23 protein-coding genes and 1 pseudogene are annotated in these 23,893 nt (G+C 72.2%); 18 read left to right on the top strand and 6 right to left on the bottom strand.

Annotation, left to right across the window (positions count from 1 at the left end; genetic code table 11):
- Positions 1–300 precede the first annotated feature (300 nt).
- Positions 301–912 (bottom strand): annotated as a pseudogene (gene cofC / locus AB0D94_RS05845) (2-phospho-L-lactate guanylyltransferase); the annotation flags it as partial.
- Positions 913–1,145: 233 nt separating this feature from the next.
- Here cofC and AB0D94_RS05840 point away from each other — a divergent pair.
- From AB0D94_RS05840 to AB0D94_RS05830, 3 genes are read left to right on the top strand one after another with little or no spacing between them, the layout of a single operon-like run.
- On the top strand, positions 1,146–1,898 hold the full coding sequence (locus tag AB0D94_RS05840) for a lysophospholipid acyltransferase family protein (protein ID WP_362046064.1): 753 nt from the start codon (positions 1,146–1,148) through the stop codon (positions 1,896–1,898).
- Complete coding sequence (locus tag AB0D94_RS05835; RefSeq protein ID WP_362046061.1) at positions 1,895–2,905, top strand: NAD(P)H-dependent glycerol-3-phosphate dehydrogenase; 1,011 nt, start codon at positions 1,895–1,897, stop codon at positions 2,903–2,905. The genes AB0D94_RS05840 and AB0D94_RS05835 overlap by 4 nt, the downstream gene beginning before the upstream one ends.
- Positions 2,906–2,944: 39 nt before the next feature.
- On the top strand, positions 2,945–4,102 hold the full coding sequence (locus AB0D94_RS05830; RefSeq protein WP_362046058.1) for a D-alanine--D-alanine ligase family protein: 1,158 nt from the start codon (positions 2,945–2,947) through the stop codon (positions 4,100–4,102).
- 75 nt (positions 4,103–4,177) lie between these two features.
- Here AB0D94_RS05830 and AB0D94_RS05825 read toward each other — a convergent pair whose 3' ends face one another.
- Both AB0D94_RS05825 and AB0D94_RS05820 read right to left on the bottom strand, forming a co-directional pair.
- Positions 4,178–4,669 (bottom strand): DUF3515 domain-containing protein, encoded by a 492-nt coding sequence (locus AB0D94_RS05825; protein WP_362046056.1) that lies wholly within the window; start codon positions 4,667–4,669, stop codon positions 4,178–4,180.
- Positions 4,670–4,692: 23 nt separating this feature from the next.
- Positions 4,693–4,926, bottom strand: coding sequence for an Lrp/AsnC ligand binding domain-containing protein (locus AB0D94_RS05820; protein ID WP_030028650.1), 234 nt, complete (start codon positions 4,924–4,926; stop codon positions 4,693–4,695).
- 245 nt (positions 4,927–5,171) lie between these two features.
- Between AB0D94_RS05820 and AB0D94_RS05815 the strand changes: the two genes are divergently transcribed.
- Positions 5,172–6,155 carry a thiamine-phosphate kinase gene (locus AB0D94_RS05815; RefSeq protein WP_362046052.1) on the top strand — a complete coding sequence of 328 codons (984 nt, stop codon included), beginning with the start codon at positions 5,172–5,174 and terminating at the stop codon, positions 6,153–6,155.
- The gene (gene thiD, locus AB0D94_RS05810) at positions 6,152–6,952 is read left to right on the top strand and encodes a bifunctional hydroxymethylpyrimidine kinase/phosphomethylpyrimidine kinase (RefSeq protein ID WP_362046048.1); all 801 of its coding nucleotides are present in this window, start codon (positions 6,152–6,154) and stop codon (positions 6,950–6,952) included. Before AB0D94_RS05815 ends, thiD begins: the two co-directional genes overlap by 4 nt.
- A 118-nt stretch (positions 6,953–7,070) precedes the next feature.
- Here thiD and rpmB read toward each other — a convergent pair whose 3' ends face one another.
- Positions 7,071–7,256 (bottom strand): 50S ribosomal protein L28, encoded by a 186-nt coding sequence (rpmB, locus tag AB0D94_RS05805; protein ID WP_007266795.1) that lies wholly within the window; start codon positions 7,254–7,256, stop codon positions 7,071–7,073.
- 241 nt (positions 7,257–7,497) lie between these two features.
- Here rpmB and AB0D94_RS05800 point away from each other — a divergent pair, with 241 nt between their 5' ends.
- The 9 genes from AB0D94_RS05800 (at position 7,498) to mutM (ending at position 16,655) form a co-directional block, all read left to right on the top strand.
- Positions 7,498–9,207, top strand: a complete 1,710-nt coding sequence (locus tag AB0D94_RS05800) for a DAK2 domain-containing protein (RefSeq protein ID WP_362046044.1) — start codon at positions 7,498–7,500, stop codon at positions 9,205–9,207.
- Between the two features lie 37 nt (positions 9,208–9,244).
- Positions 9,245–11,446, top strand: a complete 2,202-nt coding sequence (gene recG / locus AB0D94_RS05795) for an ATP-dependent DNA helicase RecG (RefSeq protein ID WP_362046041.1) — start codon at positions 9,245–9,247, stop codon at positions 11,444–11,446.
- A gap of 95 nt (positions 11,447–11,541) precedes the next feature.
- Positions 11,542–12,120, top strand: coding sequence for a 16S rRNA (guanine(966)-N(2))-methyltransferase RsmD (gene rsmD / locus AB0D94_RS05790; RefSeq protein ID WP_362046037.1), 579 nt, complete (start codon positions 11,542–11,544; stop codon positions 12,118–12,120).
- A gap of 14 nt (positions 12,121–12,134) precedes the next feature.
- Positions 12,135–12,614, top strand: coding sequence for a pantetheine-phosphate adenylyltransferase (coaD, locus tag AB0D94_RS05785; RefSeq protein WP_362046463.1), 480 nt, complete (start codon positions 12,135–12,137; stop codon positions 12,612–12,614).
- 103 nt (positions 12,615–12,717) lie between these two features.
- Positions 12,718–13,842 (top strand): ATP synthase F0 subunit B, encoded by a 1,125-nt coding sequence (locus AB0D94_RS05780; RefSeq protein ID WP_362046034.1) that lies wholly within the window; start codon positions 12,718–12,720, stop codon positions 13,840–13,842.
- A gap of 144 nt (positions 13,843–13,986) precedes the next feature.
- Positions 13,987–14,637, top strand: a complete 651-nt coding sequence (locus tag AB0D94_RS05775; protein ID WP_362046460.1) for a DUF177 domain-containing protein — start codon at positions 13,987–13,989, stop codon at positions 14,635–14,637.
- A gap of 2 nt (positions 14,638–14,639) precedes the next feature.
- Positions 14,640–14,813 (top strand): 50S ribosomal protein L32, encoded by a 174-nt coding sequence (rpmF, locus tag AB0D94_RS05770; protein WP_003965982.1) that lies wholly within the window; start codon positions 14,640–14,642, stop codon positions 14,811–14,813.
- Between the two features lie 19 nt (positions 14,814–14,832).
- Complete coding sequence (rnc, locus tag AB0D94_RS05765) at positions 14,833–15,678, top strand: ribonuclease III (RefSeq protein WP_362046031.1); 846 nt, start codon at positions 14,833–14,835, stop codon at positions 15,676–15,678.
- Positions 15,679–15,794: 116 nt separating this feature from the next.
- On the top strand, positions 15,795–16,655 hold the full coding sequence (gene mutM, locus AB0D94_RS05760) for a bifunctional DNA-formamidopyrimidine glycosylase/DNA-(apurinic or apyrimidinic site) lyase (RefSeq protein WP_362046457.1): 861 nt from the start codon (positions 15,795–15,797) through the stop codon (positions 16,653–16,655).
- Here mutM and AB0D94_RS05755 read toward each other — a convergent pair.
- On the bottom strand, positions 16,628–17,032 hold the full coding sequence (locus tag AB0D94_RS05755; protein WP_362046028.1) for a helix-turn-helix domain-containing protein: 405 nt from the start codon (positions 17,030–17,032) through the stop codon (positions 16,628–16,630). The genes mutM and AB0D94_RS05755 overlap by 28 nt on opposite strands.
- Before the next feature lie 117 nt (positions 17,033–17,149).
- On the opposite strand from AB0D94_RS05755, the gene AB0D94_RS05750 reads away from it, so the two are divergent.
- Positions 17,150–17,761 carry a flavodoxin family protein gene (locus AB0D94_RS05750; RefSeq protein ID WP_362046025.1) on the top strand — a complete coding sequence of 204 codons (612 nt, stop codon included), beginning with the start codon at positions 17,150–17,152 and terminating at the stop codon, positions 17,759–17,761.
- Between the two features lie 216 nt (positions 17,762–17,977).
- Here the strand turns inward: AB0D94_RS05750 and AB0D94_RS05745 are convergent, their stop codons facing one another.
- Entirely contained in the window at positions 17,978–18,892 is a 915-nt protein-coding gene (locus AB0D94_RS05745) for a CAP domain-containing protein (protein WP_362046021.1), read from the bottom strand.
- A 130-nt stretch (positions 18,893–19,022) separates the two neighbouring features.
- Between AB0D94_RS05745 and AB0D94_RS05740 the strand changes: the two genes are divergently transcribed.
- From AB0D94_RS05740 to AB0D94_RS05730, 3 genes are all read left to right on the top strand, one after another.
- Positions 19,023–19,304, top strand: a complete 282-nt coding sequence (locus AB0D94_RS05740) for an acylphosphatase (RefSeq protein WP_266636384.1) — start codon at positions 19,023–19,025, stop codon at positions 19,302–19,304.
- Between the two features lie 349 nt (positions 19,305–19,653).
- Positions 19,654–19,869: a hypothetical protein gene (locus AB0D94_RS05735; RefSeq protein ID WP_031144198.1), complete on the top strand. Its 216-nt coding sequence runs from the start codon at positions 19,654–19,656 to the stop codon at positions 19,867–19,869.
- A gap of 205 nt (positions 19,870–20,074) precedes the next feature.
- A complete protein-coding gene (locus AB0D94_RS05730; protein WP_362046015.1) occupies positions 20,075–23,806 on the top strand; it encodes an AAA family ATPase in 3,732 nt (1,243 codons plus the stop codon).
- Positions 23,807–23,893: the final 87 nt, after the last annotated feature.

Below are 23,893 nucleotides of genomic sequence, written 5' to 3'. Positions count from 1 at the left end.
GGGCACGAGTCACACACGCCGGGCCGGCTTCCCTCCCGGGGAAGCCGGCCCGCGGTGCTGTTCTCGCAGGTCGGACGGGGTACGAACGCCCGCCGGTCAGAAGGTCTGGAGCGTCACCAGGGTGATCCGCAGGTCCGCGCCCTCGCCGTCCGTCTCGATCCGCACCCGCTGCCCCGGGCGCAGCAGCCGCAGGCCGCCCGCGTCGAAGGCCGGGGCCTCGAAGGGCACCGGGGTGCCGTCGTCCAGCAGCACACTGCCGCTGCGGGTCTGGGAGTCGTACGTGTACGCGGTCGCCTGCATACCGGCACTGTATCGGGCCGTGTGGAGGCCCACGCCGAGGGCGAGCGCCGTCCGCAGGTCCGCTGCCGTGTCCACGTCCCGGCGCACGCTGTCGACGCCCGACAAGGCGATTTCCACTGCCCCCGAGGCCGAATGCCGGGCCCGCGACGGGCCGCCGAACGAGGGTGCCAATTCGACGTCCGGAGCGGCGGAAAGCAGCGTCGTCCCGATTCCGGCGGCATCCGCCAGAAATGCCCGGGGAAATGCCGCGGCGTTTTCGAGCACCCGTAGCAATTCGGGTGGCCGCAGGGCGGGCAGATCCGCGTTCATCGCGGCCACCGCCGCGGCGGGACGGGCCGCGCGCACCGCCCGCGCCCCGTGGGCCACCGCCGCGTTGAGCCCCGCCCCCGGGGCGTCCGGGACGATCCGCGCCCCCAGCCGGGCCAGTTCCGTCCCGGCCAGGGCGTCGTCCGTGACGACCACCACATCCGCGACCGCCGCGCAGGCCAGGGCCCCTGCCACGGTGTCCTGCGCGAAGGCCAGCGCGAGTCCCGGACGGGACGCGCCCGCGGCCGCCGCCAGACGGCTCTTGGCCATCGCCAGCGGCTTCAGCGGGACCACCAGGCTCCACACGGCGTTCGTGACGGCTCCCCTTCCCTCCGGCGCGCTCCGGCACGGCCTCGTGCCATGGTCAGGTCATGGCCGGGTCATGTGTCGGCCCATTGTCGCCCCCGCCCGGGCAACCCGGGAGCCCGGTGCTCTGAGCGGGGCGTACGGTGTTCTCGACAGAGACCGGGCCTGGAGCGACACTTGTCCGGCCGACGAGGTGCCCAAGCCGCGCACCGGTCCTAGAGGAAGGTGTCCGAGTGTCCCGCCGCAGAATCGGCTTCTGGTACCGCCTGGCGGCGGTCATCGCGAAACCGCCGCTGGTAGTGCTCTTCAAGCGGGACTGGCGGGGAATGGAGCACATTCCGGCCGAGGGCGGCTTTATCACCGCCGTCAATCACAACTCGTATCTGGACCCGCTCTCGTACGCGCACTTCCAGTACAACACCGGTCGGGTGCCCCGATTGCTCGCGAAGGCCGCCCTCTTCAAGGTGCCCATTGTCGGAGCGATCCTGCACGGTTCCGGGCAGATCCCCGTGTACCGGGAGAGCACCAACGCCCTGGACGCATTCCGGGCCGCGGTGGCGGCGATCGAGCACGGCGAATGCGTGGCCTTTTACCCGGAAGGCACCCTCACCCGCGACCCCGACATGTGGCCGATGGCCGGCAAGACCGGCGCCGCCCGTGTCGCGCTGATCACCAGGGCCCCCGTCATTCCGGTGGCCCAGTGGGGAGCGAACCTCGCGATGCCTCCCTACGCCAAGCAGGACAAGGTCCGGCTCTTCCCGCGCAAGACCCTCCAGGTGCTCGCCGGACCGCCCGTGGACCTCTCCGCCTTCTACGACCGGGAACCCACCCCGGACGTGCTCAAGGAGGCCACCGAGGTCATCATGGCGGCCATCACCGAACTGCTGGAGGAAGTGCGGGGCGAATCCGCGCCCGAGCAGCCGTACGACCATCGCAAGGCCAGGGAGCAGCAGCGGCGCAAGGCCGCAGGGGAGGGCAAGAAGTGACACCCGCCGTGAAGGCCACCGTCTTCGGAACAGGCTCCTGGGGCACGGCCTTCGCCATCGTGCTCGCCGACGCCGGCTGCGAGGTGACCCTGTGGGGCCGCCGCCAGGAGCTGGTCGACGCCATCAACACCGGCCGGACGAACCCGGACTACTTCCCCGACGTCGAACTCCCCGCGGGCATCCGGGCCACCACCGACCCGGCGCAGGCCGCGGCCGGCGCCGACTTCACCGTCCTCGCCGTCCCCTCCCAGACCCTGCGCGGCAACCTCGCCGCGTGGGCGCCGCTGCTGGCCCCCGACACCGTGCTCGTCTCCCTGATGAAGGGCATCGAACTCGGCACCGCCAAGCGGATGAGCGAGGTCATCGAGGAGGTGGCCAAGGTCCCCGCCGAGCGCGTCGCCGTCGTCACCGGCCCCAACCTGGCCCGCGAGATCGCCGCCAGGCAGCCCGCCGCCTCCGTGGTCGCCTGTGTGGACGAGGGCGTGGCCCGGCGCCTCCAGGCCGCCTGCCACACCCCGTACTTCCGCCCGTACACGAGCACCGACGTCATCGGCTGCGAACTCGGCGGCGCGGTCAAGAACGTCATCGGCCTCGCCGTCGGCATCGCGGACGGCATGGGGCTGGGCGACAACACCAAGGGCTCCCTCATCACCCGCGGGCTCGCCGAAGCGACCCGGCTGGGCGTGGCGATGGGCGCCGACCCGCTCACCTTCTCCGGCCTCGCGGGCCTCGGCGACCTGGTCGCCACCTGCTCCTCGCCGCTCTCCCGGAACCACACCTTCGGCACCAACCTCGGCCGGGGCATGACCCTGGAGGAGACCATCGCGGTCACCAAGCAGACCGCCGAAGGGGTCAAGTCCTGCCAGTCGGTGGCGGATCTGGCCCGGCGCCACGGGGTCGACATGCCGATCACCGACACGGTGGTGGACATCGTCCACCACGGCAAGCCCACGCTGGTCGCGCTCAAGGAACTGATGGGACGCAGCGCCAAAGCGGAACGCCGCTGACTCCAATCCGGACGTCTGAGCGGGTACTCTCGTGGCGATATGAGCAGCGAGAACCTCCCCCAGACCCCTGAGCAGCAGGGCCGCAAGCCCCGCGTGGCCGTCGTGTTCGGCGGCCGCAGCTCGGAACACGCCATCTCGGTCGTCACCGCGGGCGCCGTGCTGCGCTCCATCGACCGCTCCAAGTACGAGGTGCTGCCCATCGGCATCACCACGGACGGCCGGTGGGCCCTGACCGCCGACGAGCCGGCGCGGATGGCCATCGCCGACCGCCGGCTCCCGAGCGTCGAGCAGCTGGCCGACTCCGAGGACGGCTCCGTCGTGCTCTCGGTCGACCCCGCCAACCGCGAGGTGCTCTACACCGAGCCGGGCGCCGTCCCCAAGGCCCTGGGCGAGGTCGACGTCGTCTTCCCCGTGCTCCACGGCCCCTACGGCGAGGACGGCACCCTCCAGGGCCTCCTGGAGCTGTCCGGCATCCCGTACGTCGGCTCGGGCGTCCTCGCCTCGGCCGTCGGCCAGGACAAGGACTACATGAAGCGGGTGTTCACGTCCTTCGGGCTGCGCGTCGGCCCGTACGTGACCATCCGCCCCCGCGAATGGGAAGCCGACCGGGACGCCGCCCGCGGCCGGATCCTGGACTTCGCCGCCGAGCACGGCTGGCCGCTGTTCATCAAGCCCGCCCGGGCCGGCTCCTCCATCGGCATCACCAAGGTCGACGACGTCTCCGGCCTGGACGAAGCCGTCGAAGAGGCCCGCCGCCACGACCCGAAGATCATCGTGGAGGCGCTGCTGCGCGGCCGCGAGATCGAGTGCGGGGTCCTGGAGTTCGAGGACGGACCGCGCGCGAGCGCGCCCGCCGAGATCCCGCCGGTCTCCAGCCACGACTTCTACGACTTCGAGGCGAAGTACATCGACTCCGCCTCCGGGATCGTGCCCGCCCCGCTCACCCCGGAGCAGACCGCCGAGGTGCAGAAGCTCGCGATCGAGGCCTTCGACGCCGCCTCCTGCGAGGGACTGGTCCGCGCCGACTTCTTCCTCACGGAGGACGGCACCTTCGTGATCAACGAGATCAACACCATGCCGGGCTTCACGCCGATCTCCATGTACCCGCGCATGTGGCAGGAGTCGGGCATCGAGTACCCGGAGCTGGTGGACCGCCTCATCCAGGCGGCGCTGCGCCGCTCCACCGGCCTGCGCTAGAGGGGACCGCCTCCGGAACGCGACGTACCACGGCCGACCGCCCGCCGGGATTCCCGGCGGGCGGTCGCTGTGGGTTCAGTACGAGGAGACGTCCTCCGGCACGGTCTTGGCGATCGCGGCGGACAGCCCGACCAGCATCCCCGCGTCCGTGGCATGCTCCTTGTCGACCTGGACCTCCGTGTACGCCGCCCGCATCCCGGTGGTGAACCGGAACCCCCCGTCACCGCGCTTCTCCAGCAGCCAGGCCACGTCGTCGACGTGAACGCCCTCCTGCTTCGGATCCGTCATCTTGGGGGGCTTGGGGATACCGCACCGCAGTACGATCGCCGAGCCGCCCCACGCGGCCGTCAGAGCGGACTCCGGTTCGGTCCTGGTCCGCGCCAGGCCGGCCACCGTCTCCGGGAGCTCCTCGTGCAGCGCTGCACAGAGCCCCGCGATGTCGGCGGGCGGCGTGGGCGGAGGGTCGACCCGGGCCTCGGAATTGCCCGGGGTACAGCCCGCGAGGGCCGCGACGGCCATCGCGGTGGGCATGACCAGGAGACGCAGGGGCCGGCGGTGGAGGGACATCACCGGCCTAGAGTAGACGGGGGCTACAGATGGACCACCGGGCAGGTCAAGGTGCGGGTGATCCCCTCCACCTGCTGGACCTTGGCGACGACCATGCGGCCGAGCTCGTCCACGGTGTCGGCCTGGGCGCGCACGATCACGTCGTACGGGCCCGTCACGTCCTCGGCCTGGATCACCCCCGGGATCTGCCCGATGGACTCGGCGACGAACGACGCCTTGCCCACCTCGGTCTGGATAAGGATGTACGCCTGTACCACGGAACCTCCAGGGCGGCCACGAGGATCATTTCCCCTAATCTTCGGGTGGACCCCACACGATGGACAGGGCCGGGGGAAGAAGGGACGCCACGGTACCGCGTCGCCGCGCGCCGCGGGGAGACCCGGGTGCGAGGCGCCACGCACAGCGGGGCGTACGGAGAGCAGAAGTTGACGTATCTGTTGACGGTACCCAGAGCTGTGACGGCTCGCGACCGCAAGCGGACTGGGCAAGAAGGGGCACAGCGATGAAGGGCACTGTGGGCGAGCTGGGGGAGTTCGGGCTCATTCGTGAACTGACCTCACGGCTCACCACCACCCCGGCGGTCCGGCTCGGACCGGGCGACGACGCCGCGGTCGTGTCGGCCCCCGACCGGCGGGTCGTGGCGAGCACGGACATTCTGCTGGAGGGACGGCACTTCCGGCGCGACTGGTCCACGGCCTACGACGTCGGCCGCAAGGCCGCCGCGCAGAACCTCGCCGACATCGCCGCCATGGGCGCGGTGCCGACCGCGCTCCTGCTCGGCCTGGTCGTCCCGGCCGAGCTGCCGGTCACCTGGCCCACCGAGCTGATGGACGGCATCCGCGACGAGTGCCAGGTCGCCGGCGCGGCCGTGGTCGGCGGGGACGTGGTCCGCGGGGACACCATCACCGTCGCGATCACCGCCCTCGGCGACCTGCGCAACCACGAACCCGTGCTGCGCTCCGGCGCCCAGCCCGGGGACGTCGTGGCCGTCACCGGCTGGCTGGGCTGGTCCGCCGCGGGCTTCGCCGTGCTCTCGCGCGGCTTCCGCTCCCCGCGGGCCTTCGTCGAGGCGCACCGGCGCCCCGAGCCGCCGTACCACGCGGGCCCCGCGGCCGCCGGACTCGGCGCCACGGCCATGACCGACGTCAGCGACGGCCTGATCGCCGACCTCGGGCACATCGCCGAGGCCAGCAAGGTGCGGATCGACCTGCACACGGCCGCCGTGGACATCCCGACGCAGATGCACGACATCGGACAGGCCGTCGGCGTGGACCCGCTCCAGTGGGTGCTCACCGGGGGAGAGGACCACGCGATCGTGGCGACCTTCCCGCCCGACGTGAAACTGCCCGCCCGCTGGAAGGTCATCGGCGAGGTGCTCAACCGCTCCGCCCTGCCCCAGGTGACCGTGGACGGCGCGCCCTGGGCCAGCGTCGGCGGCTGGGACCACTTCGGCTCCGACCCGGTCGCCGAGGAGAACCCGCGATGACCGGCGCGCCGCCGCTCTGTCTGACCGTCGCCGGATCCGACTCCGGCGGCGGCGCGGGCATCCAGGCCGACCTGAAGACGATGATGGCGCTCGGCGTCCACGGCATGAGCGTGGTGACCGCCGTGACCGCGCAGAACTCGCTCGGGGTACGGGGAGCCTGGGAGCTCCCCGCCGAGGCCGTGACGGCCCAGTACCGGGCCGTGGTGGACGACATCGGCGTACGGGCCGTGAAGACCGGCATGCTGTCCTCCGCCGTGCTGGTGGAGACGGTGGCCGCCCTCCTGGCCGGCACCGACGCCCCGGCCGTCGTGGACCCCGTGGGCGTCTCCAAGCACGGGGACGCGCTGCTCGCCGCCTCGGCGCTGGACGCCGTACGCAAGGAGCTGCTCCCGAGGGCCACGGTGGCCACGCCCAACCTCGACGAGGTGGCGCAGCTCACGGGCCTGGCCGTGCGGAGCGAGGACGACATGCGGCGGGCCGCCGACGCGATCCTCGGGTACGGGCCGCGGTGGGCGCTCATCAAGGGCGGACACCTCGCGGCGCACGGGGACGAGGCCGTGGACCTGCTGACCGACGGGACCGAAGAGCGGTGGCTGCGGGCCCCGCGCTACGACAACCGGCACACCCACGGCACCGGCTGCACCCTCGCCAGCGCCATCGCGGCGGGCCTGGCGAAGGGACTGGCCGTCCCGGACGCGGTCGCGGCCGCCAAGGAGTACGTCACGGGAGCCATCGCCGCCGGCTTCGCGCTCGGCGGGGGCGTAGGCCCGGTGGACCACGCCTGGCAGTACCGCTGAGAGCGGCTTCGCGGAGCGCGGCTTCGCGGAGCCGCGGCGGGCAAGGCAAAAGGCCGGTTCACCAGAGGTGAACCGGCCTTCTTGGCAACCGGAAAGGGCTGCGCTACGACGGGAGGCGTCAGCGCGAGACCTTGCCGGCCTTGATGCACGAGGTGCAGGCGTTGAGGCGCTTCGGCGTCCCATTGACCACGGCACGGACGCGCTGGATGTTCGGGTTCCAGCGACGCGAGGTGCGGCGGTGCGAGTGGGAGATGTTGTTGCCGAAGCTCGGCCCCTTGGCGCAAACGTCGCAGTTGGCAGCCACAGGTCACTCCAAAGACTTCAGATGCAATTACAGTGAAACCGGCGCACCGGAATCAGAGATCTGAAGTGGTTTGCCGGGGGAATGGCCCGATTCTCATCGGGCAACCGGAGCAGCATACAACGACTGCGTCGGTCCAAGAAAACTACCATGGCCGCCGCCGACCCCGCCCCGCGGTCCAGACGCCCGGGCGGTCCTTCGTTACCCTGCGGTGAACCCTGGCCCGCACAAGGAGGAACGCCCGGTGCCGTACGAGCCGCAGCCGCAGCCCCCTGACGAGCTCGACGCCGAAGCGGTGCGCACCTGGAGTTCGCTGGCCGTGGCCGCGCTGGGCCGGGCCCGCGAGGACATCGACGCGATCAACGTCTACCCGGTCGCCGACGCCGACACCGGCACCAACCTCTACCTGACCGCCGAGTCGGCCGACCGCGCGCTGGCCGAGACCCTCAACGGTGCTGTCGGCGCCGACGGCCCGGACCTCCCCGGCCCCGGCGGAGTGGCCGACGCCACAGCCCCGGCCTCCCTCGCCGAGGCCGTACGGGCCTACGCGCACGGGGCGCTCGTCGGGGCCCGCGGCAACTCCGGGACGATCCTGGCCCAGCTGCTGCGCGGCGTGGCCGACGTACTCGGCGGCGAGCCCGAGGAGCCGGGGCCCGGCGAGCGCGGCCCCGGCCGGCTGCTGGCCCAGGCGCTGACCCGGGCCGCGGAATCGGCGTACGCGGCCGTGGCTCACCCGGTGGAGGGCACCATGCTCACCGTCGCCACCGCCGCCGCGCGGGCCGGTGAGGCCGCCGGAGCCGCCGCCGGGACCGCCGCGGACGTGGCCCGCGCCGCCTACGACGGAGCCCGCGCCGCCCTGGCCGAGACCCCCGGGCAGCTGGCCGTGCTGAGCCGGGCCGGAGTGGTCGACGCCGGAGGCTGCGGCGTGGTCGCCGTCCTCGGGGCCCTGTGGCAGGCGCTGTCCGGCCAGGAGCCCGCCGCCGAACCGGTGCCGGGCCGGGCCGTGCCCGTGCCGCAGCCGCCGGAGCCCTGCGCGCAGGAGCAGGACGGGCCCGCGTACGAGGTGATCTACCTGCTGGAGGCCTCCGACGCGGCCGTCGGGGAGCTGCGCACGCGGCTCGACGGGCTCGGCGACTCCCTCGTCGTCGTCGGTGGCGACGGGCTGTGGAACGTCCACGTCCACGTCGACGACCCCGGGGCGGCCGTGGAGGCCGGCGTGGTCGCCGGGCGGCCGTACCGGATACGCATCAGCCACTTCGGCGACGAGCGGCGCCGGGCCCGCGGCGAGCGCGCCCAGCGGGCCGTGGTCGCCGTCGTCCCGGGCGAGGGGCTGGCCGGGCTCTGCGCCGAGGCGGGCGCCACCACCGTGCTCGTACGCCCCGGGGAGCTCCCGGCCGCCGCCGAGCTGCTCGACGCCGTCCGGCGGGCCCACGCCCGCGAGGTGGTCCTGCTGCCCGGCGGGGCCGAGCTGCGCGCGGTCGCCGCCGCGGCGGCCGAGCAGGCCCGCGCCGACGGCGTACGCGTGGCCGTGATCCCCACCCGGTCGGCGGTCCAGGGCCTGGCCGCCCTCGCCGTGCACGACCCGGACGGCAGCTTCGACGAGGACGTGGTCGCCATGACCTCGGCGGCCGGCGCCACCCGGTACGCGGAGCTGGCCGTGGCCGAACGCCGGTCCTTCACCTCCGCCGGCATCTGCCAGGCCGGCGACGTCCTCGGGCTCATCGACGGCGACGTCGCCGTCATCGGATCCGGCCTGACCGAGACCGCGGAGGCCGTCCTGGAGCGGATGCTCGGCTCCGGCGGCGAACTCGTCACGCTGGTCCTGGGACCCGAGGTCCCCGACGCCCTCGCCGAGCGCCTGGAGGCGTACGTCCAGCACGGACACCTCGCCGTGGACACCGTCACGTACCGCGGCGGCCGCTACTCGGCGCCGCTCCTCATCGGGGTGGAGTAGGGGTCGAAAGGCGGGCTTGTCGGCGCCATGGTGTGCAATGGAACACGTGCCCGCGCTCGACGAAGACCTCAAGAAGACCCTCGGCCCCGCCACCGCCAAGGTGCTGGCCGAGCAGCTCGGCCTGCACACGGCCCTGGACCTCATCCACCACTACCCCCGGCGGTACGCGGAGCGCGGTGAGCTGACCCCGCTGGCCGAGCTGTCCGACCAGCTCGACGAGCACGTCACGGTCGTCGCCCAGGTGGCCGACGCCCGGATCCTGACCTTCAACGGCGGCCGCGGCAAACGCCTTGAAGTCACCATCACCGACGGCAGCGGACGGCTCCAGCTCGTCTTCTTCGGAGCGGGCGTCCACAAACCGCACAAGGACCTGCTGCCCGGCACCCGCGCCATGTTCGCGGGCAAGGTCGGCATGTTCAACCGCAAGCTCCAGCTCTCCCACCCGGCCTACGAGCCGCTGGGCGCCGACGCCTCCGACCGGGACGCGGCCACCGCCTTCGCGAACCAGCTCATCCCCATCTACCCGGCGTGCGCCAAGCTGGAGTCCTGGAAGATCGCCAAGTGCGTGGACGCCGTGCTGCCCCGCGTCGAGGAGGTCGTGGACCCGCTGCCGGCCGCCCTGCGCGACGGCCGCGGCCTGATCCCCCTCACCGAGGCCCTGCTCAAGATCCACCGGCCGGGCACCAAGGCCGACATCGAGGAGGCCCGCCAGCGCCTGAAGTGGGACGAGGCCTTCGTCCTCCAGGTCGCCCTGGCCCGCCGCCGGCACGCCGACTCCCAGCTCCCGGCCGTCCCGCGGCGACCCACACCCGGCGGACTGCTCGACTCCTTCGACGCCAAGCTGCCCTTCACCCTCACCGAGGGCCAGCAGACCGTCTCCAAGGAGATCTTCGACGACCTGGCCACCAGCCACCCCATGCACCGCCTCCTCCAGGGCGAGGTCGGATCGGGCAAGACAATGGTCGCGCTGCGGGCGATGCTCGCCGTCGTCGACTCCGGGGGACAGGCCGCGATGCTCGCGCCCACCGAGGTGCTCGCCCAGCAGCACCACCGGTCCATCACCGAGATGATGGGCGAACTGGCCGAGGGGGGAATGCTCGGCGGCTCCGACCAGGGCACCAAGGTGGTGCTGCTCACCGGCTCGATGGGGATGCCCGCGCGCCGCCAGGCCCTGCTCGACCTGGTCACCGGCGAGGCCGGGATCGTGATCGGTACGCACGCCCTGATCGAGGACAAGGTGCAGTTCCACGACCTCGGTCTGGTCGTGGTCGACGAACAGCACCGCTTCGGCGTGGAACAGCGCGACGCGCTGCGCTCCAAGGGCAAGCAGCCCCCGCACCTGCTGGTGATGACCGCGACCCCGATCCCGCGGACGGTCGCCATGACCGTCTTCGGCGACCTGGAGACCTCCGTCCTCGACCAGCTGCCCGCCGGCCGCTCCCCGATCGCCACCCACGTGGTGCCCGCCAAGGACAAGCCGCACTTCCTGACCCGGGCCTGGGAGCGGGTCCGCGAGGAGGTGGAGAACGGCCACCAGGCGTACGTGGTGTGTCCGCGCATCGGCGACGGCGAGGACGACCCGAAGAACGCCAAGAGGAAGGCCGCCGAGGAGGACGCGGACAGGCGGCCCCCGCTCGCGGTCCTGGAGATCGCCGAGCAGCTCACCCGCGGCCCCCTCGCCGGGCTCCCGGTCGAGGTGCTGCACGGCCGGATGGACCCGGCCGACAAGGACGACGTCATGCGCCGCTTCGCCGCGGGCGAGGTCAAGGTGCTGGTGGCCACCACCGTCATCGAGGTCGGGGTGAACGTGCCGAACTCCACCGTCATGGTGATCATGGACGCGGACCGGTTCGGCGTCTCCCAGCTCCACCAGCTGCGCGGCCGCGTCGGCCGCGGCTCCGCGCCCGGCCTGTGCCTGCTGGTCAGCGAGATGCACGAGGCCAGCCCCGCCCGCGCCCGGCTGGCCGCCGTCGCCGCCACCCTCGACGGCTTCGAACTCTCCCGGATCGACCTGGAACAGCGCCGCGAGGGCGACGTACTGGGACAGGCCCAGTCGGGGGTGCGCTCCTCGCTGCGGATGCTGGCCGTCATCGAGGACGAGGAGGTCATCGCCCAGGCCCGGGAGGAGGCCACCCGCGTCGTCGCCGACGACCCCGAGCTGGAGCGGCTGCCGGGCCTGAGGACCGCGCTGGAGGCCCTGCTCGACACCGACCGGGAGCAGTACCTGGAGAAGGGCTGAGCGGCACGACCTATCGTTGGACTGCCGCGGCTCTGCCCGCGGCACCTCCCACGGCTGCCCTGCGGCAGCCCCGACCGCCGTAGCGAAGGACCCAGATGACCCGCGTGATCGCCGGCAGCGCCGGCGGGCGACGGCTGGCCGTGCCACCCGGCACCGGCACCCGGCCGACCTCGGACCGGATGCGCGAAGGCCTCTTCTCCACCTGGGAGTCCCTGCACGGCGTCGAGGGGGCCCGGGTGCTCGACCTCTACGCGGGCTCGGGCGCCGTCGGCCTGGAGGCCCTCTCCCGCGGCGCGGACCACGCCCTGCTGGTCGAGACCGACCCCAAGGCCGCCAAGTCCATCCGGGACAACATCAAGGCGGTGGGCCTGCCCGGCGCCGAGTTCCGGCCCGGCAAGGCGGAGCAGATCGTGGCGGCCCGGGCGGGCGGGGACCCGTACGACATCGTCTTCCTGGACCCGCCGTACGTCGTGGACAGCGATGACCTGCGGGAGATCCTGCTCACACTCCGGTCCAATGGCTGGATCACGGACGATGCGCTCGTCACCGTGGAGCGCAGCACCAGGAGTGGCGCCTTCCCGTGGCCGGAAGGCTTCGAGCCGCTCCGGTCGCGCAAGTACGGCGAGGGCACCCTGTGGTACGGCCGCGCCGCCTTCACCAGCGAAGACTCATGAACGAGGGAGTTCAGTTGCGCCGCGCCGTCTGTCCGGGGTCCTTCGATCCCATCCACAACGGACACCTCGACATCATCGGACGCGCCTCCAGGCTGTACGACGTCGTGCACGTCGCCGTGATGATCAACAAGTCGAAGCAGAGCCTGTTCACCGTCGAGGAGCGGATCGAGCTGATCCGCGAGGCGACGGCCGACTACGGCAACGTCGAGGTGGAGTCCTTCCACGGCCTGCTCGTCGACTTCTGCAAGCAGCGGGACATCCCGGCCATCGTCAAGGGCCTGCGCGCGGTCAGCGACTTCGACTACGAGCTCCAGATGGCGCAGATGAACATGGGCCTGTCGGGCGTCGAGACGCTGTTCGTCCCCACCATCCCGACCTACAGCTTCCTGTCCTCCTCGCTGGTCAAGGAGGTCGCGGCATGGGGCGGCGACGTCGCCCACCTGCTGCCCGCGCACGTGCACACGGCGCTGATGGAACGATTGCGCAACCGCTGACCGCCTGACGGGCCGTCAGTCAGTGTCGGGGGCCCGCCCGGTGGCCTTACAGTCGTCCCGTCCGTCTCAGGATCCGCCTGAGGCCGAGAGAGTGCGAGCCCCCATGGACGTGCAGAAGAAGCTCGACGAGATCGTCGCGGCCGTCGGCAGCGCCCGGTCCATGCCCATGTCGGCCTCCTGCGTGATCAACCGCGCCGAGCTGCTCGAACAGCTCGAAGAGGTCCGCAAAGCGCTCCCCGGCTCGCTCGCGCAGGCTCAGGAGCTCATCGGCGGCCGCGAGCAGCTGGTCGAGGAGGCCCGCCGGGAGGCGGACCGGATCATCGAGTCCGCTCACAGCCAGCGGGGCTCGCTGATCTCCGACACGGAGGTCGCGCGGCGCTCCCAGGCCGAGGCGGACCGGATCCTGGAGGACGCCCGGCGGGAGGCCGAGGAGATCCGCGCCGAGGCCGACGACTACGTCGACAGCAAGCTCGCGAACTTCGAGGTCGTGCTGACCAAGACGATCGGCTCCGTGGACCGCGGCCGGGAGAAGCTGCTGGGCCGCGGCCCGGGCCTGGACGAGCACGGCTACTCGGACGCGGACGCGCCCGAGCGCAGCCACGACCCCGAGACGCAGCGGCAGCAGGCGGACGCATACGTGGACACCAAGCTGGCGACCTTCGAGGCGGTGCTCTCCAAGACCCTGGAGGCCGTCGGGCGGGGCCGCCAGAAGCTTCTGGGCCGGGTCCCCTCCGACGACCTGGGCGTGCACATGGCCGCCCAGGACGCGGCGGCGGGGCAGTCCTCGCGCTCGACGAGCGATGCGGACTTCCTGGCGGGGCTGGCGGATCCCGGACCGGCGGCCGCGGCGCAGGCGCCGGTCCCGGCGCAGTCCGAGCCCGGGTACGACACGTACTCCGCTGCGGGCGCCGCCTCCACCGGGGCGGGGTACGCGGGGCACTACGCCGGCCAGCCACAGCAGCAGGACGGCTACGCCTACCAGGACCCGTACGCGGGTTACCAGCAGCAGCCCGACCCCTATTCCGCCGCAGGCGGCGGCTCCACCGGAGCGGCTTACGCCGCGCACTACGATGCGCAGCAGCCGGACCCGTACGCGGGCTACCACCAGCAGCAGCACACGCAGCAGCAGCCGCACGCCCCGCAGCAGCCCTCGCTCGACGAGACCAGCTTCTTCGACACGAGCATGATCGATCTGGACCAGCTGCGCGCCTACGAACAGGGCCGCTGACACCGGATTGGGCGCAGAGCGCGGTGCCGGGTATCCTGGCTCTTCGGTCGCGCGTATGCACCGCGATCCATGCTGCCCATAAGAGGCTCACTCTTTAGCGGCAGTGTCTTTGATCTTCAGCGATCTGTGAAAGCAGGAACGGCCCTGAATACCCGCCTCGACCACCGCAACCCCCTCGTGTTCGACACGCACGAGCTGGGTCGGCGTCCTGGTGCCATGCAGCGGCTGTCCCGTGAGATCGCGGCGCCGGCGGACCTCGGTCTCGCCGGAGTCATCGGAGTGCCGGAAGGCGCCCCGCTGAAGCTCAGCCTCCGTCTGGAGTCGGTCATGGAAGGGGTGCTTGTCACAGGCACCGCCCGTGCATCGGCCGTAGGCGAGTGCGTAAGGTGTCTGGAGTCCGTGGAGCGCGAGCTCAAGGCGGATTTCCAGGAGATGTTCTCGTACCCTGACGCCGACGACCGGAGCCGCTCCAAGGCGGAACCGGCCGACGACGCCGAGGACGACGAGGACACGCTCTTCCTCGAGGACGGTTTGTTCGACCTCGAACCCGTGCTGCGCGACGTGGTGGTGCTCGCACTGCCGCTGCAGCCGGTGTGCCGGGAGGACTGTCTCGGACTGTGCCCGGATTGCGGGCTCAGCCTGAACGACGACCCGGACCACCACCATGACGCCGTCGACATCCGTTGGGCGGCATTGCAAGGACTCGTCGTGACCGATCAGGACGACGAGAAGGACAACATGAGCGGCACTGCCTCTGACGGAGTTCAGGGCGCCGCCGAGAAGCAGGAGAAGTAGCCGTGGCTGTTCCGAAGCGGAAGATGTCGCGCAGCAACACGCGCCACCGCCGGTCGCAGTGGAAGGCTGCGGTCCCCACCCTGGTTTCGTGTGAGCGTTGCCAGGAGCCGAAGCTCCAGCACATTGCGTGCCCGAGCTGCGGCACCTACAACAAGCGCCAGGTCCTCGAGGTCTGAGCGGCTGGTGAGAGGCGCAATGTCTGAGCTGTCCAACGCTGAGAAGCAGGCAGACAGTAACAACGCGGCCTCGTCCCACACGCTTCTGGAAGGGCGGCTCGGGTATCGACTCGAGTCCGCCCTTCTGGTGCGTGCTCTGACCCACCGCTCGTACGCGTACGAGAACGGCGGTCTGCCCACCAACGAGCGGCTGGAGTTCCTCGGGGACTCCGTGCTCGGCCTGGTGGTCACGGACACGCTGTACACGACCCACCCGGATCTCCCCGAAGGCCAGCTGGCCAAGCTTCGGGCCGCGGTGGTCAACTCGCGCGCGCTGGCGGAGGTCGGGCGCGGCCTCGAACTCGGCTCCTTCATCCGGCTCGGCCGGGGCGAAGAGGGCACGGGCGGCCGGGACAAGGCCTCCATCCTCGCCGACACCCTTGAAGCGGTGATCGGCGCGGTCTACCTCGACCAGGGCCTCGACGCGGCCTCGGAGCTGGTTCACCGGCTCTTCGACCCGCTCATCGAGAAGTCCTCCAACCTCGGGGCCGGCCTGGACTGGAAGACCAGTCTCCAGGAGCTCACGGCAGCCGAAGGTCTTGGCGTACCGGAATATCTGGTCACCGAGACCGGCCCGGACCACGAGAAGACCTTCACAGCTGCCGCTCGCGTCGGTGGTGTCTCGTACGGCACCGGCACCGGCCGCAGCAAGAAGGAAGCGGAACAGCAGGCGGCGGAGTCCGCCTGGCGCGGAATCCGCGCCGCGGCGGACGAGCGGATCGCGGCAGCAGCCGCGGCCGCCGCCGCTCCGGCCGAGGTCCCGGCTCCGGCCGAGGCGGAGGACGGCGGGGCGCCGACGCCCGTCGACCCGGCGCCGCAGGCCTGACCCTTCCTTCGGGATCCCCCCGCCCGCCCCTGTCTCGACAGGGGCGGGCGGACCCGTTTTCCGGGCTCCGGTACGCTCGCCGGAGCGTGACGCCCGTACCCGTCCGGAGGAACACCGTGCCCGAGCTGCCCGAAGTCGAAGTGGTGCGGCGGGGGCTGGAGCGGTGGGTGGCCGGGCGGACCGTCGAGGCCGTCGAGGTGCTGCACCCGCGGGCCGTGCGGCGCCATCCGGGAGGCGGGGCGGACTTCGCGGCGCGGCTCGGCGGGCAGACCATCGGCGTGCCGCGGCGGCGGGGGAAGTACCTGTGGCTGCCGCTGGAGGGCGGCGGCCTGTCCGTGCTCGGGCACCTGGGGATGAGCGGGCAGCTGCTCGTACAGCCGGAGGGAGCCCCGGACGAGAAGCACCTGCGGATCTGGGTGCGCTTCGACGACTCCGCCGGCACCGAGCTGCGCTTCGTCGACCAGCGCACCTTCGGCGGGCTCTCGCTGCACGAGAACACGCCCGACGGGGTGCCCGACGTCATCGCGCACATCGCGCGGGACCCCCTGGACCCGCTGTTCGACGAGGTCGCCTACCACCTCGCGCTACGCGCCAAGCGGAGCACCGTCAAGCGGGCGCTGCTGGACCAGTCGCTGATCAGCGGGGTCGGCAACATCTACGCCGACGAGGCCCTGTGGCGGGCCAGGCTGCACTACGAGCGCCCCACCGCCACGCTGACGCGCCCCCGGAGCGCGGAACTCCTCGGCCACGTCCGGGACGTCATGAACGAGGCCCTGGCCGTGGGCGGCACCAGCTTCGACAGCCTCTACGTCAACGTCAACGGGGAGTCGGGCTACTTCGACCGCTCGCTCGACGCCTACGGACGTGAGGACGAGCCCTGCCGGCGCTGCGGGACGCCGATGCGGCGCCGGCCGTGGATGAATCGGTCGAGCTACTTCTGCCCGCGCTGTCAGAGGCCGCCGCGCGTCGCGTCGTAGGCCTGCCGGGCGCTCAGCACCTGCGGCATGCTCCCCTCCAGGCAGTGGATGAGCGAGAGCAGCCGGTCCGCGACCTCGACGCCGAGCGGGGTCAGTTCGTAGTCGACGCGGGGCGGGTTCGTCGGCTGTGCCTCGCGGTGGACGATGCCGTCCCGCTCCAGGGCGTGCAGGGTCTGCGACAGCATCTTCTCGCTGACGCCCTCCACCCGGCGCCGCAACTCGTTGAAGCGGCACGGGCCTTCGCGCAGCGCGCCCACGGTGAGGCTGCCCCAGCGGCCGGTGACGTGTTCCAGGGTCTCCCGGGAGGGGCAGCTGCGCGCAAAGACATCGAACGGTTGTTCGGTCATTTCGGCCTCGGCGTGGACGGAAGTCTCCATACAGGGAAGCGTACTCCCAGGTAGCGCTAACTCGCAGGTTGCGCTTTCTAAAAGTTAGTGCTTTTCTTTCTCTCGTCGCACCGCGACGCCGCACGAACGTCCCGAGGGAGAACAGTCATGTCCGCAGCCACGCACACCCCCGTCGTCTCGATCGCCTACCACTCCGGCTACGGTCACACCGCCGTCGTCGCCGAGGCCGTCCGTGCGGGCGCCGCCGGGACCGGTGCCACCGTGCACCTGATCAAGGTCGACGAGATCGACGACGCGCAGTGGGAGCTGCTCGACGCGTCCGACGCGATCGTCTTCGGTTCCCCGACCTACATGGGCACCGCCTCGGGCGCCTTCCACGTCTTCGCCGAGGCGACCTCGAAGCGCTGGTTCGGCGACGCGTGGCAGGACAAGGTGGCCGCCGGCTTCACCAACTCCGCCTCCAAGAGCGGCGACAAGCTGCACACCCTGCAGTTCTTCCAGATCCTCGCCGCGCAGCACGGCATGAGCTGGGTCAACCTGGGTCTGAAGCCGGGCTGGAACGCCAGCACCGCCTCCGAGAACGACCTCAACCGCCTCGGTGTCTTCGCCGGCGCGGCCGCGCAGTCCAACTCCGACGAGGGCCCGGACGCCGTCCACAAGGCCGACATCGCGACCGCGGAGCACCTGGGCCGCCGCGTCGCCGAACACGCCCGCGTCGTGATCGCGGGACGCGCGGCCCTGTCCGCCCTCGCCGCCTGAGCGGCCGGGGCTGAAGCGCCGCCGGTGGTCGTGGGGGCGGCCGGCTGGAGCCAGGACCTCTCCGGGCGATCTTCGCGGGCCCGCGCCGCCTGGTACGGCGCCTCGCCGCGTTGTCGGACCGCGCGAGTACGGCCGAGTACGAGCTGCGATCCTCCGCCTTGCGATGCACCGCACCAGACGACGCGGGCTGACCCGCGAAGATCGCCCGGACAGGACCTAGAAGCCGAAGTCCTGGGTCCACCAAGGGCCGCCGTCGGCGAAGTGTGCGCCGACGCCCAGGGTGCGGAACTCGCAGTTGAGGATGTTCGCCTTGTGGCCTGGGCTGTTCATCCAGGCCTTCATCACGGCCTCGGCGTCACCCTGGCCGCGGGCGATGTTCTCGCCGCCGAGGCCCGAGAGGCCCGCCTTGGCCGCGCGGTCCCACGGGCTGTTGCCGTCGGGGTCGGTGTGGCTGAAGAACCCGCGGGTGGCCATGTCCTTGCTGAAGGCTCCGGCCAGCGCCGCCAGCGGCGGGTTGGCCCGCACCGGACCGCACCCGGCCATCGCGCGCTCCTGGTTCACCAGGGTCACCACGGCGGCCTCCTCGGCCGAGTGCCCGTCCGAGGGCGTCGCCGGTGCGGAGGGCGCCGGCTTCGAGGGCGCGGGGGCGGGAGCGGAGGGCGCGGGGGCGACCGGCTTCGAGGGAGCCGGGGCCGGGGCCTTGGGCTTCTGCGGAGCCTTGGCGGAAGGGGCCGGCGGGGCAGCGGGGGCGCTCGGCGAGGGAGAGGCCGACGGGCTCGCGGGGGCCGAGGGGGAAGCCGACGGGGAGGCCGACTGCTTGGGCGGGGCCGACGGGGTGGCGGAGGCGGAGGGGGCCGGCACCGTGGGGGTGCGCCCGGACAGGCTGGCGAGGCCGCCCTGCTGGTCCACCGCGCTGTCGGGGCTCGGCGAGGCCTTGGCCTGCGGATCGGCGGAGGTATCCGTACCGCTGACGCCGACGTAGGGGAAGGAGCCGCCGACGGGCACCATGCCGGTGGTCACGGCCGCGGTCCCGAGGGCCACCGCCACCGCGACGCCCAGCAGGCCGGTGCGCACAACGGTGGTGCGCTTGCCGCCGGGGCGCGGCGGGGCGGGGAGTCGGTGGCGTCCCATCGGCGTCGTGCCTTCCGTGCAAGATCATCCTTAACTCACCCAAATGGGTGAGCTCATTGGAGCGCGACTGTACGCCATGACGCCGGGGGGCGATGCGGCCCGAATCTCTTTGCCCGGTTAGCGTTCACGCATGAATGAAGATGTCCGTCTGACCGCCTGGGTGCGCGGCCGTGTACAGGGAGTGGGCTTCCGCTGGTTCACCAGGGCGAACGCTCTGGAGATCGGCGGAGTCGTCGGCTTCGCGCTCAACCTCGACGACGGGCGAGTGCAGGTGGTGGCCGAAGGTCAACGTGAGAATTGCCACCGGCTGCTCGACTGGCTGCGCTCCGCCGACACGCCCGGGCGGGTGGACGGGGTGACAGAGATCTGGGGCACACCGCGCGGTGGCTACGACGGGTTCGCGATCAGATGAGCGATCGGCTGATCATGTACTGATCACACCTCGCGGCGGTCCGCACCCGGCCGGATCTGCGCATTCTCCGCCGACGCGTTGCCGGGGGCGCTGATCCGTGGAAGGCTCGGAGATGAGGATGATCTCCACGCCCCCTGCGAGGGCCGGGACGCCCGCCGATACGGGGCGTGATCGTGTTGACCGTCAAACTTTTTGGTGAGACGCTGGAAGCCCCGCGCACCTGAGCTGTTTGGCAGTGTTGGCAGTAGTAAGCGCAGTGACTGACGGTCGCTGCCGGACATCCGCGGGTGCGATTCCCTCACGACCCACACCGCTACGGTCGGTCACTCAGTGTGGAGGACCATCCATCATGGCAAAGGCGCTTCTCGGTTACGTCGGCGGTTCCGATCCGCGACTCCTCGCCGAGATGCGACGGCTTCAGCAGCGCGTCCAGGACCTCGAGTCCGAGCTCGTACGGATTCAGTCCGAAAATGACGCGCTGAACGCGGCCGCCGCTCAGCACGGAGACTCGCTGCTGGACAGCATCGACATCGACGTACCCCAGGCGGAGCCTGCGCTCACCTGATCCGCGCTCATTCGTCGCTCACATCCAGCCCAGCATGATCTGCAAGGGACGCTTCGGCGTCCCTTCTTTCTTTCGCCGCGGAGAGCCTCGCCCAGGTGGACACCTGCCGGAGTAATGGGCCAGGCGGGGGTCTCCTCCTTTCGACGTCAGTCGTGCCCTGCACCTTCATGGGTGAAACCGAACGCGAAAGGTAGAGTCCGGCGGCGTGCACCTCAAGTCCCTGACCCTGCGTGGCTTCAAATCATTTGCTTCCGCCACCACCCTGCGCTTCGAGCCCGGCATCACCTGCGTCGTGGGGCCGAACGGCTCCGGCAAGTCCAACGTGGTGGACGCGCTGTCGTGGGTCATGGGCGAACAGGGCGCCAAATCCCTGCGTGGCGGCAAGATGGAGGACGTCATCTTCGCCGGGACCACCGGCCGTCCGCCGCTCGGCCGCGCCGAGGTCTCGCTGACGATCGACAACTCCGACGGCGTGCTGCCCATCGACTACGCCGAAGTCACCATCACCCGGATCATGTTCCGCGGCGGCAGCAGCGAGTACCAGATCAACGGTGACACCTGCCGCCTGCTCGACATCCAGGAGCTGCTCTCCGACTCCGGCATCGGCCGCGAGATGCACGTCATCGTCGGACAGGGCCAGCTGGACTCCGTACTGCACGCCGATCCCATGGGGCGCCGCGCCTTCATCGAGGAGGCGGCCGGGGTCCTCAAGCACCGCAAGCGCAAGGAGAAGGCGCTGCGCAAACTGGACGCGATGCAGGCCAACCTCGCACGCGTGCAGGACCTCGGCGACGAGCTGCGGCGCCAGCTGAAGCCCCTGGGACGGCAGGCGGCCGTGGCCCGGCGGGCGGCGGTGATCCAGGCGGACCTGCGCGACGCGCGGCTGCGACTGCTCGCCGACGACCTGGTCGCGCTGCGGGGCGCCCTCGCCGCCGAGATCGCTGACGAGGCGGCGCTCAAGGAACGCAAGGAGGCCGCCGAGGCGCAGCTCGCGGGCGCGCAGCGGCGCGAGGCGGAGCTGGAGGAGGCGGTACGGGAGCTCGCGCCCCGGCTGAGGCTCGCCCAGCAGACCTGGTACGAGCTCTCGCAGCTCGCCGAACGCGTGCGGGGGACCGCGTCCTTGGCGGACGCGCGGGTCAAGAGCGCCTCGGCTCCGGTGGAGGAGGAGCGGCGGGGCCGCGATCCCGAGGACCTGGAGAAGGAGGCCGCCCGGATCCGCGAGCAGGAGGCGGAGCTGACGGCGGCCCTGGAGGCGGCCTCGTACGCCCTGGAGGACACCTCGGCCCACCGGGCGGAACTGGAACGGGAGCTGGCCGAGGAGGAACGGCGGCTGCGGGACGCGGCGCGGGCCGTCGCCGACCGGCGCGAGGCGCTGGCCCGGCTGACGGGTCGCCTCGGCGCCGCCCGGTCCCGGGCGGCCGCGGCGCAGGCCGAGATCGACCGGCTGGTCGCGGCGCGCGACGAGGCCGAGGCCCGGGCGGCAGCGGCGCAGGAGGAGTACGAGGCCCTCGCGGCCGAGGTCGGGGAGCTGGACGCGGACGCGGCGGCGACCGGGGAGTACGAGGCGGCCCGCGCCGAATCGGCGGCGGCGCAGTCCGCGCTGGCCGCTGCCCGGGATGCCGTGACGGCCGCCGAGCGGTCGCGGGCGGCGGTATCGGCGCGGCACGACGCGCTGGCGCTGGGGCTGCGGCGCAAGGACGGCACCGGGGCGCTGCTCGCGGCGCGGGAACAGCTGGCGGGGCTGCTGGGCCCGGCGGCGGAGCGGCTGTCGGTGACCCCGGGGTACGAGGTCGCGGTGGCGGCGGCGCTGGGCTCGGCGGCGGACGCGCTGGCGGTGTCGTCCCCGGCCGCCGCGGCGGCGGCGATCCGTCACCTCCGCGACGCGGACGCGGGCCGCGCCGCGCTCCTGATCGCCCCGGCCGGGACCGTGGTTCCGGGTCAGGCCCCGGGCCCGGTGGGCCCGGCCGTCGGCAGCCTGCTTCCCGGGCAGGCGGGCGCCGGTGGAGGAGGCCTGCCCCACCCCGCGGCTGCCCTGGACCGGATGCCCGGACCCGCGCCCCAGCCGGCGGGGCGGGAGGCGGCGCATCACCCAGCCGCTCCGGCGGTCGGGGAGCGGAGCCCCGGTGGTGAGGCCGCCGCGCAGTTCGTGCAGGGCGATGCCGAGGTGCGGCGGGCCGTGGCGTGGGTGCTGCGGGACCACTTCGTGGTCGGGACGCTCGACGAGGCGGAGGCACTCGTCGCTCAGCGGCCCGACGCGGTGGCGGTGACCGTGGAGGGAGACGTCCTCGGGGCGCACCTCGCGCACGGCGGCTCCGCCGGAGTGCCCAGCCTGATCGAGGTGCAGGCCGCCGTCGACGAGGCGTCGGGGGAGCTGGCCCGGCTGGACGGGGAGTGCCGGGAGCTGGCCGAGGCCCTGCAGTCGGCGCAGGAGCGCGGACGGGACGCGGCAGCCCTGGTCGAGGAGCTCGGCGAGCGGCGGCGGGCCGGGGAGCGGGCCCGGGCGGGGGTCGCGCAGCAGCTCGGCCGGCTCGCCGGCCAGGCCAAGGGGGCCTCCGGCGAGGCCGAGCGCAGCGTCATGGCGGCGGCCAAGGCCCAGGATGCGCTGGAGCAGGCGCTGATGGACGTGGAGGAGTGCGGGGAGCAGCTGGCCACGGCCGAGGAGAAGTCCCCGGCCGGGGAGGGAGAGGAGGAGCTGGACGCCTCCAGGCGGGACCGGCTCGCCGCCGACGGGGCCAATGCCCGCCAGACCGAGATGGAGGCCCGCCTCCAGCTCAGGACCCACGAGGAACGGGTCAAGGCGCTGGCCGGCAGGGCGGATTCGCTCGACCGCGCGGCCCGGGCGGAGCACGAGGCCCGGACCCGCGCCGAGCGGCGCCGGGCCCGGCTGCGGCACGAGGCGGAGGTGGCCGGCGCGGTCGCCGACGGGGCCCGGCAGCTCCTCGCGCACGTGGAGGTCTCGCTGCGCCGGGCCGACGAGGAGCGGGCCGGGGCGGAGTACGCCAAGGGCCTGCGTGAGCGGGAGCTCGGCGAGGCCCGGAACCGCGGCCGCGAACTGCTGGGCGAACTCGACAAGCTCACCGACTCCGTCCACCGCGGCGAGGTGCTGGGGGCCGAGAAGCGGCTGCGCATCGAGCAGGTGGAGGCCAGGGCGCTGGAGGAGTTCGGCGTGGAGGCGGCGGGTCTCGTCGCCGAGTACGGGCCCGACCAGCCTGTGCCGCCGTCCCCGCCCGCCGAGGGCGAGGCCCTGCCCGAGGACCCGGAGCATCCGCGCAACCAGCCGGGCCCCTTCGTCCGCGCCCAGCAGGAGAAGCGGCTCAAGGCGGCCGAGCGCGCCTACCAGCAGCTCGGCAAGGTGAACCCGCTCGCGCTGGAGGAGTTCGCGGCGCTGGAGGAGCGCCACCAGTTCCTCAGCGAGCAGTTGGAGGACCTGCGCAAGACCCGGGCCGATCTGCTCCAAGTGGTGAAGGAGGTCGACGCGCGCGTCGAGCAGGTCTTCACCGAGGCGTACCGGGACACGGCACGGGAGTTCGAGGGGGTGTTCTCCCGGCTGTTCCCCGGGGGCGAGGGCCGGCTGGTCCTGACCGATCCCGACAACATGCTCGCCACCGGCGTGGACGTGGAGGCGCGGCCGCCCGGCAAGAAGGTCAAGCGGCTGTCGCTGCTGTCCGGCGGCGAGCGTTCGCTGACCGCCGTGGCCCTGCTGGTGTCCATCTTCAAGGCGCGGCCCAGCCCGTTCTACGTGATGGACGAGGTGGAGGCCGCGCTCGACGACACCAACCTGCAGCGGCTGATCCGGATCATGGAGGAGCTCCAGGAGAGCTCGCAGCTGATCGTCATCACGCACCAGAAGCGGACGATGGAGGTCGCCGACGCGCTGTACGGCGTCTCCATGCAGGGCGACGGAGTGTCCAAGGTCATCAGCCAGCGGCTGCGCTGACCGCACCTCCCCTTCCCCGCTCCCTTCAGGAAGTGAACGTATCCAGCGTCCTCCCCTACGCTTAACGCATTCTTCATCACCTATTGA

The organism is Streptomyces sp. NPDC048255 (assembly GCF_040652415.1).
In the GTDB taxonomy this organism is placed as follows: Bacteria; Actinomycetota; Actinomycetes; order Streptomycetales; family Streptomycetaceae; genus Streptomyces.
This window is presented reverse-complemented; position numbering and strand designations above follow the sequence as displayed.

Coding starts and splice junctions, on each gene's coding strand:
- AB0D94_RS05750 (WP_362046025.1), top strand. CDS start 17,150: ATGTCCGCAGCCACGCACACCCCCGTCGTCTCGATCGCCTACCACTCC.
- AB0D94_RS05825 (WP_362046056.1), bottom strand. CDS start 4,669: ATGTCCCTCCACCGCCGGCCCCTGCGTCTCCTGGTCATGCCCACCGCG.
- AB0D94_RS05745 (WP_362046021.1), bottom strand. CDS start 18,892: ATGGGACGCCACCGACTCCCCGCCCCGCCGCGCCCCGGCGGCAAGCGC.
- AB0D94_RS05780 (WP_362046034.1), top strand. CDS start 12,718: ATGGACGTGCAGAAGAAGCTCGACGAGATCGTCGCGGCCGTCGGCAGC.
- AB0D94_RS05830 (WP_362046058.1), top strand. CDS start 2,945: ATGAGCAGCGAGAACCTCCCCCAGACCCCTGAGCAGCAGGGCCGCAAG.
- thiD (WP_362046048.1), top strand. CDS start 6,152: ATGACCGGCGCGCCGCCGCTCTGTCTGACCGTCGCCGGATCCGACTCC.
- AB0D94_RS05755 (WP_362046028.1), bottom strand. CDS start 17,032: ATGGAGACTTCCGTCCACGCCGAGGCCGAAATGACCGAACAACCGTTC.
- rnc (WP_362046031.1), top strand. CDS start 14,833: ATGTCTGAGCTGTCCAACGCTGAGAAGCAGGCAGACAGTAACAACGCG.
- AB0D94_RS05740 (WP_266636384.1), top strand. CDS start 19,023: ATGAATGAAGATGTCCGTCTGACCGCCTGGGTGCGCGGCCGTGTACAG.
- AB0D94_RS05735 (WP_031144198.1), top strand. CDS start 19,654: ATGGCAAAGGCGCTTCTCGGTTACGTCGGCGGTTCCGATCCGCGACTC.
- rsmD (WP_362046037.1), top strand. CDS start 11,542: ATGACCCGCGTGATCGCCGGCAGCGCCGGCGGGCGACGGCTGGCCGTG.
- recG (WP_362046041.1), top strand. CDS start 9,245: ATGGAACACGTGCCCGCGCTCGACGAAGACCTCAAGAAGACCCTCGGC.
- AB0D94_RS05815 (WP_362046052.1), top strand. CDS start 5,172: ATGAAGGGCACTGTGGGCGAGCTGGGGGAGTTCGGGCTCATTCGTGAA.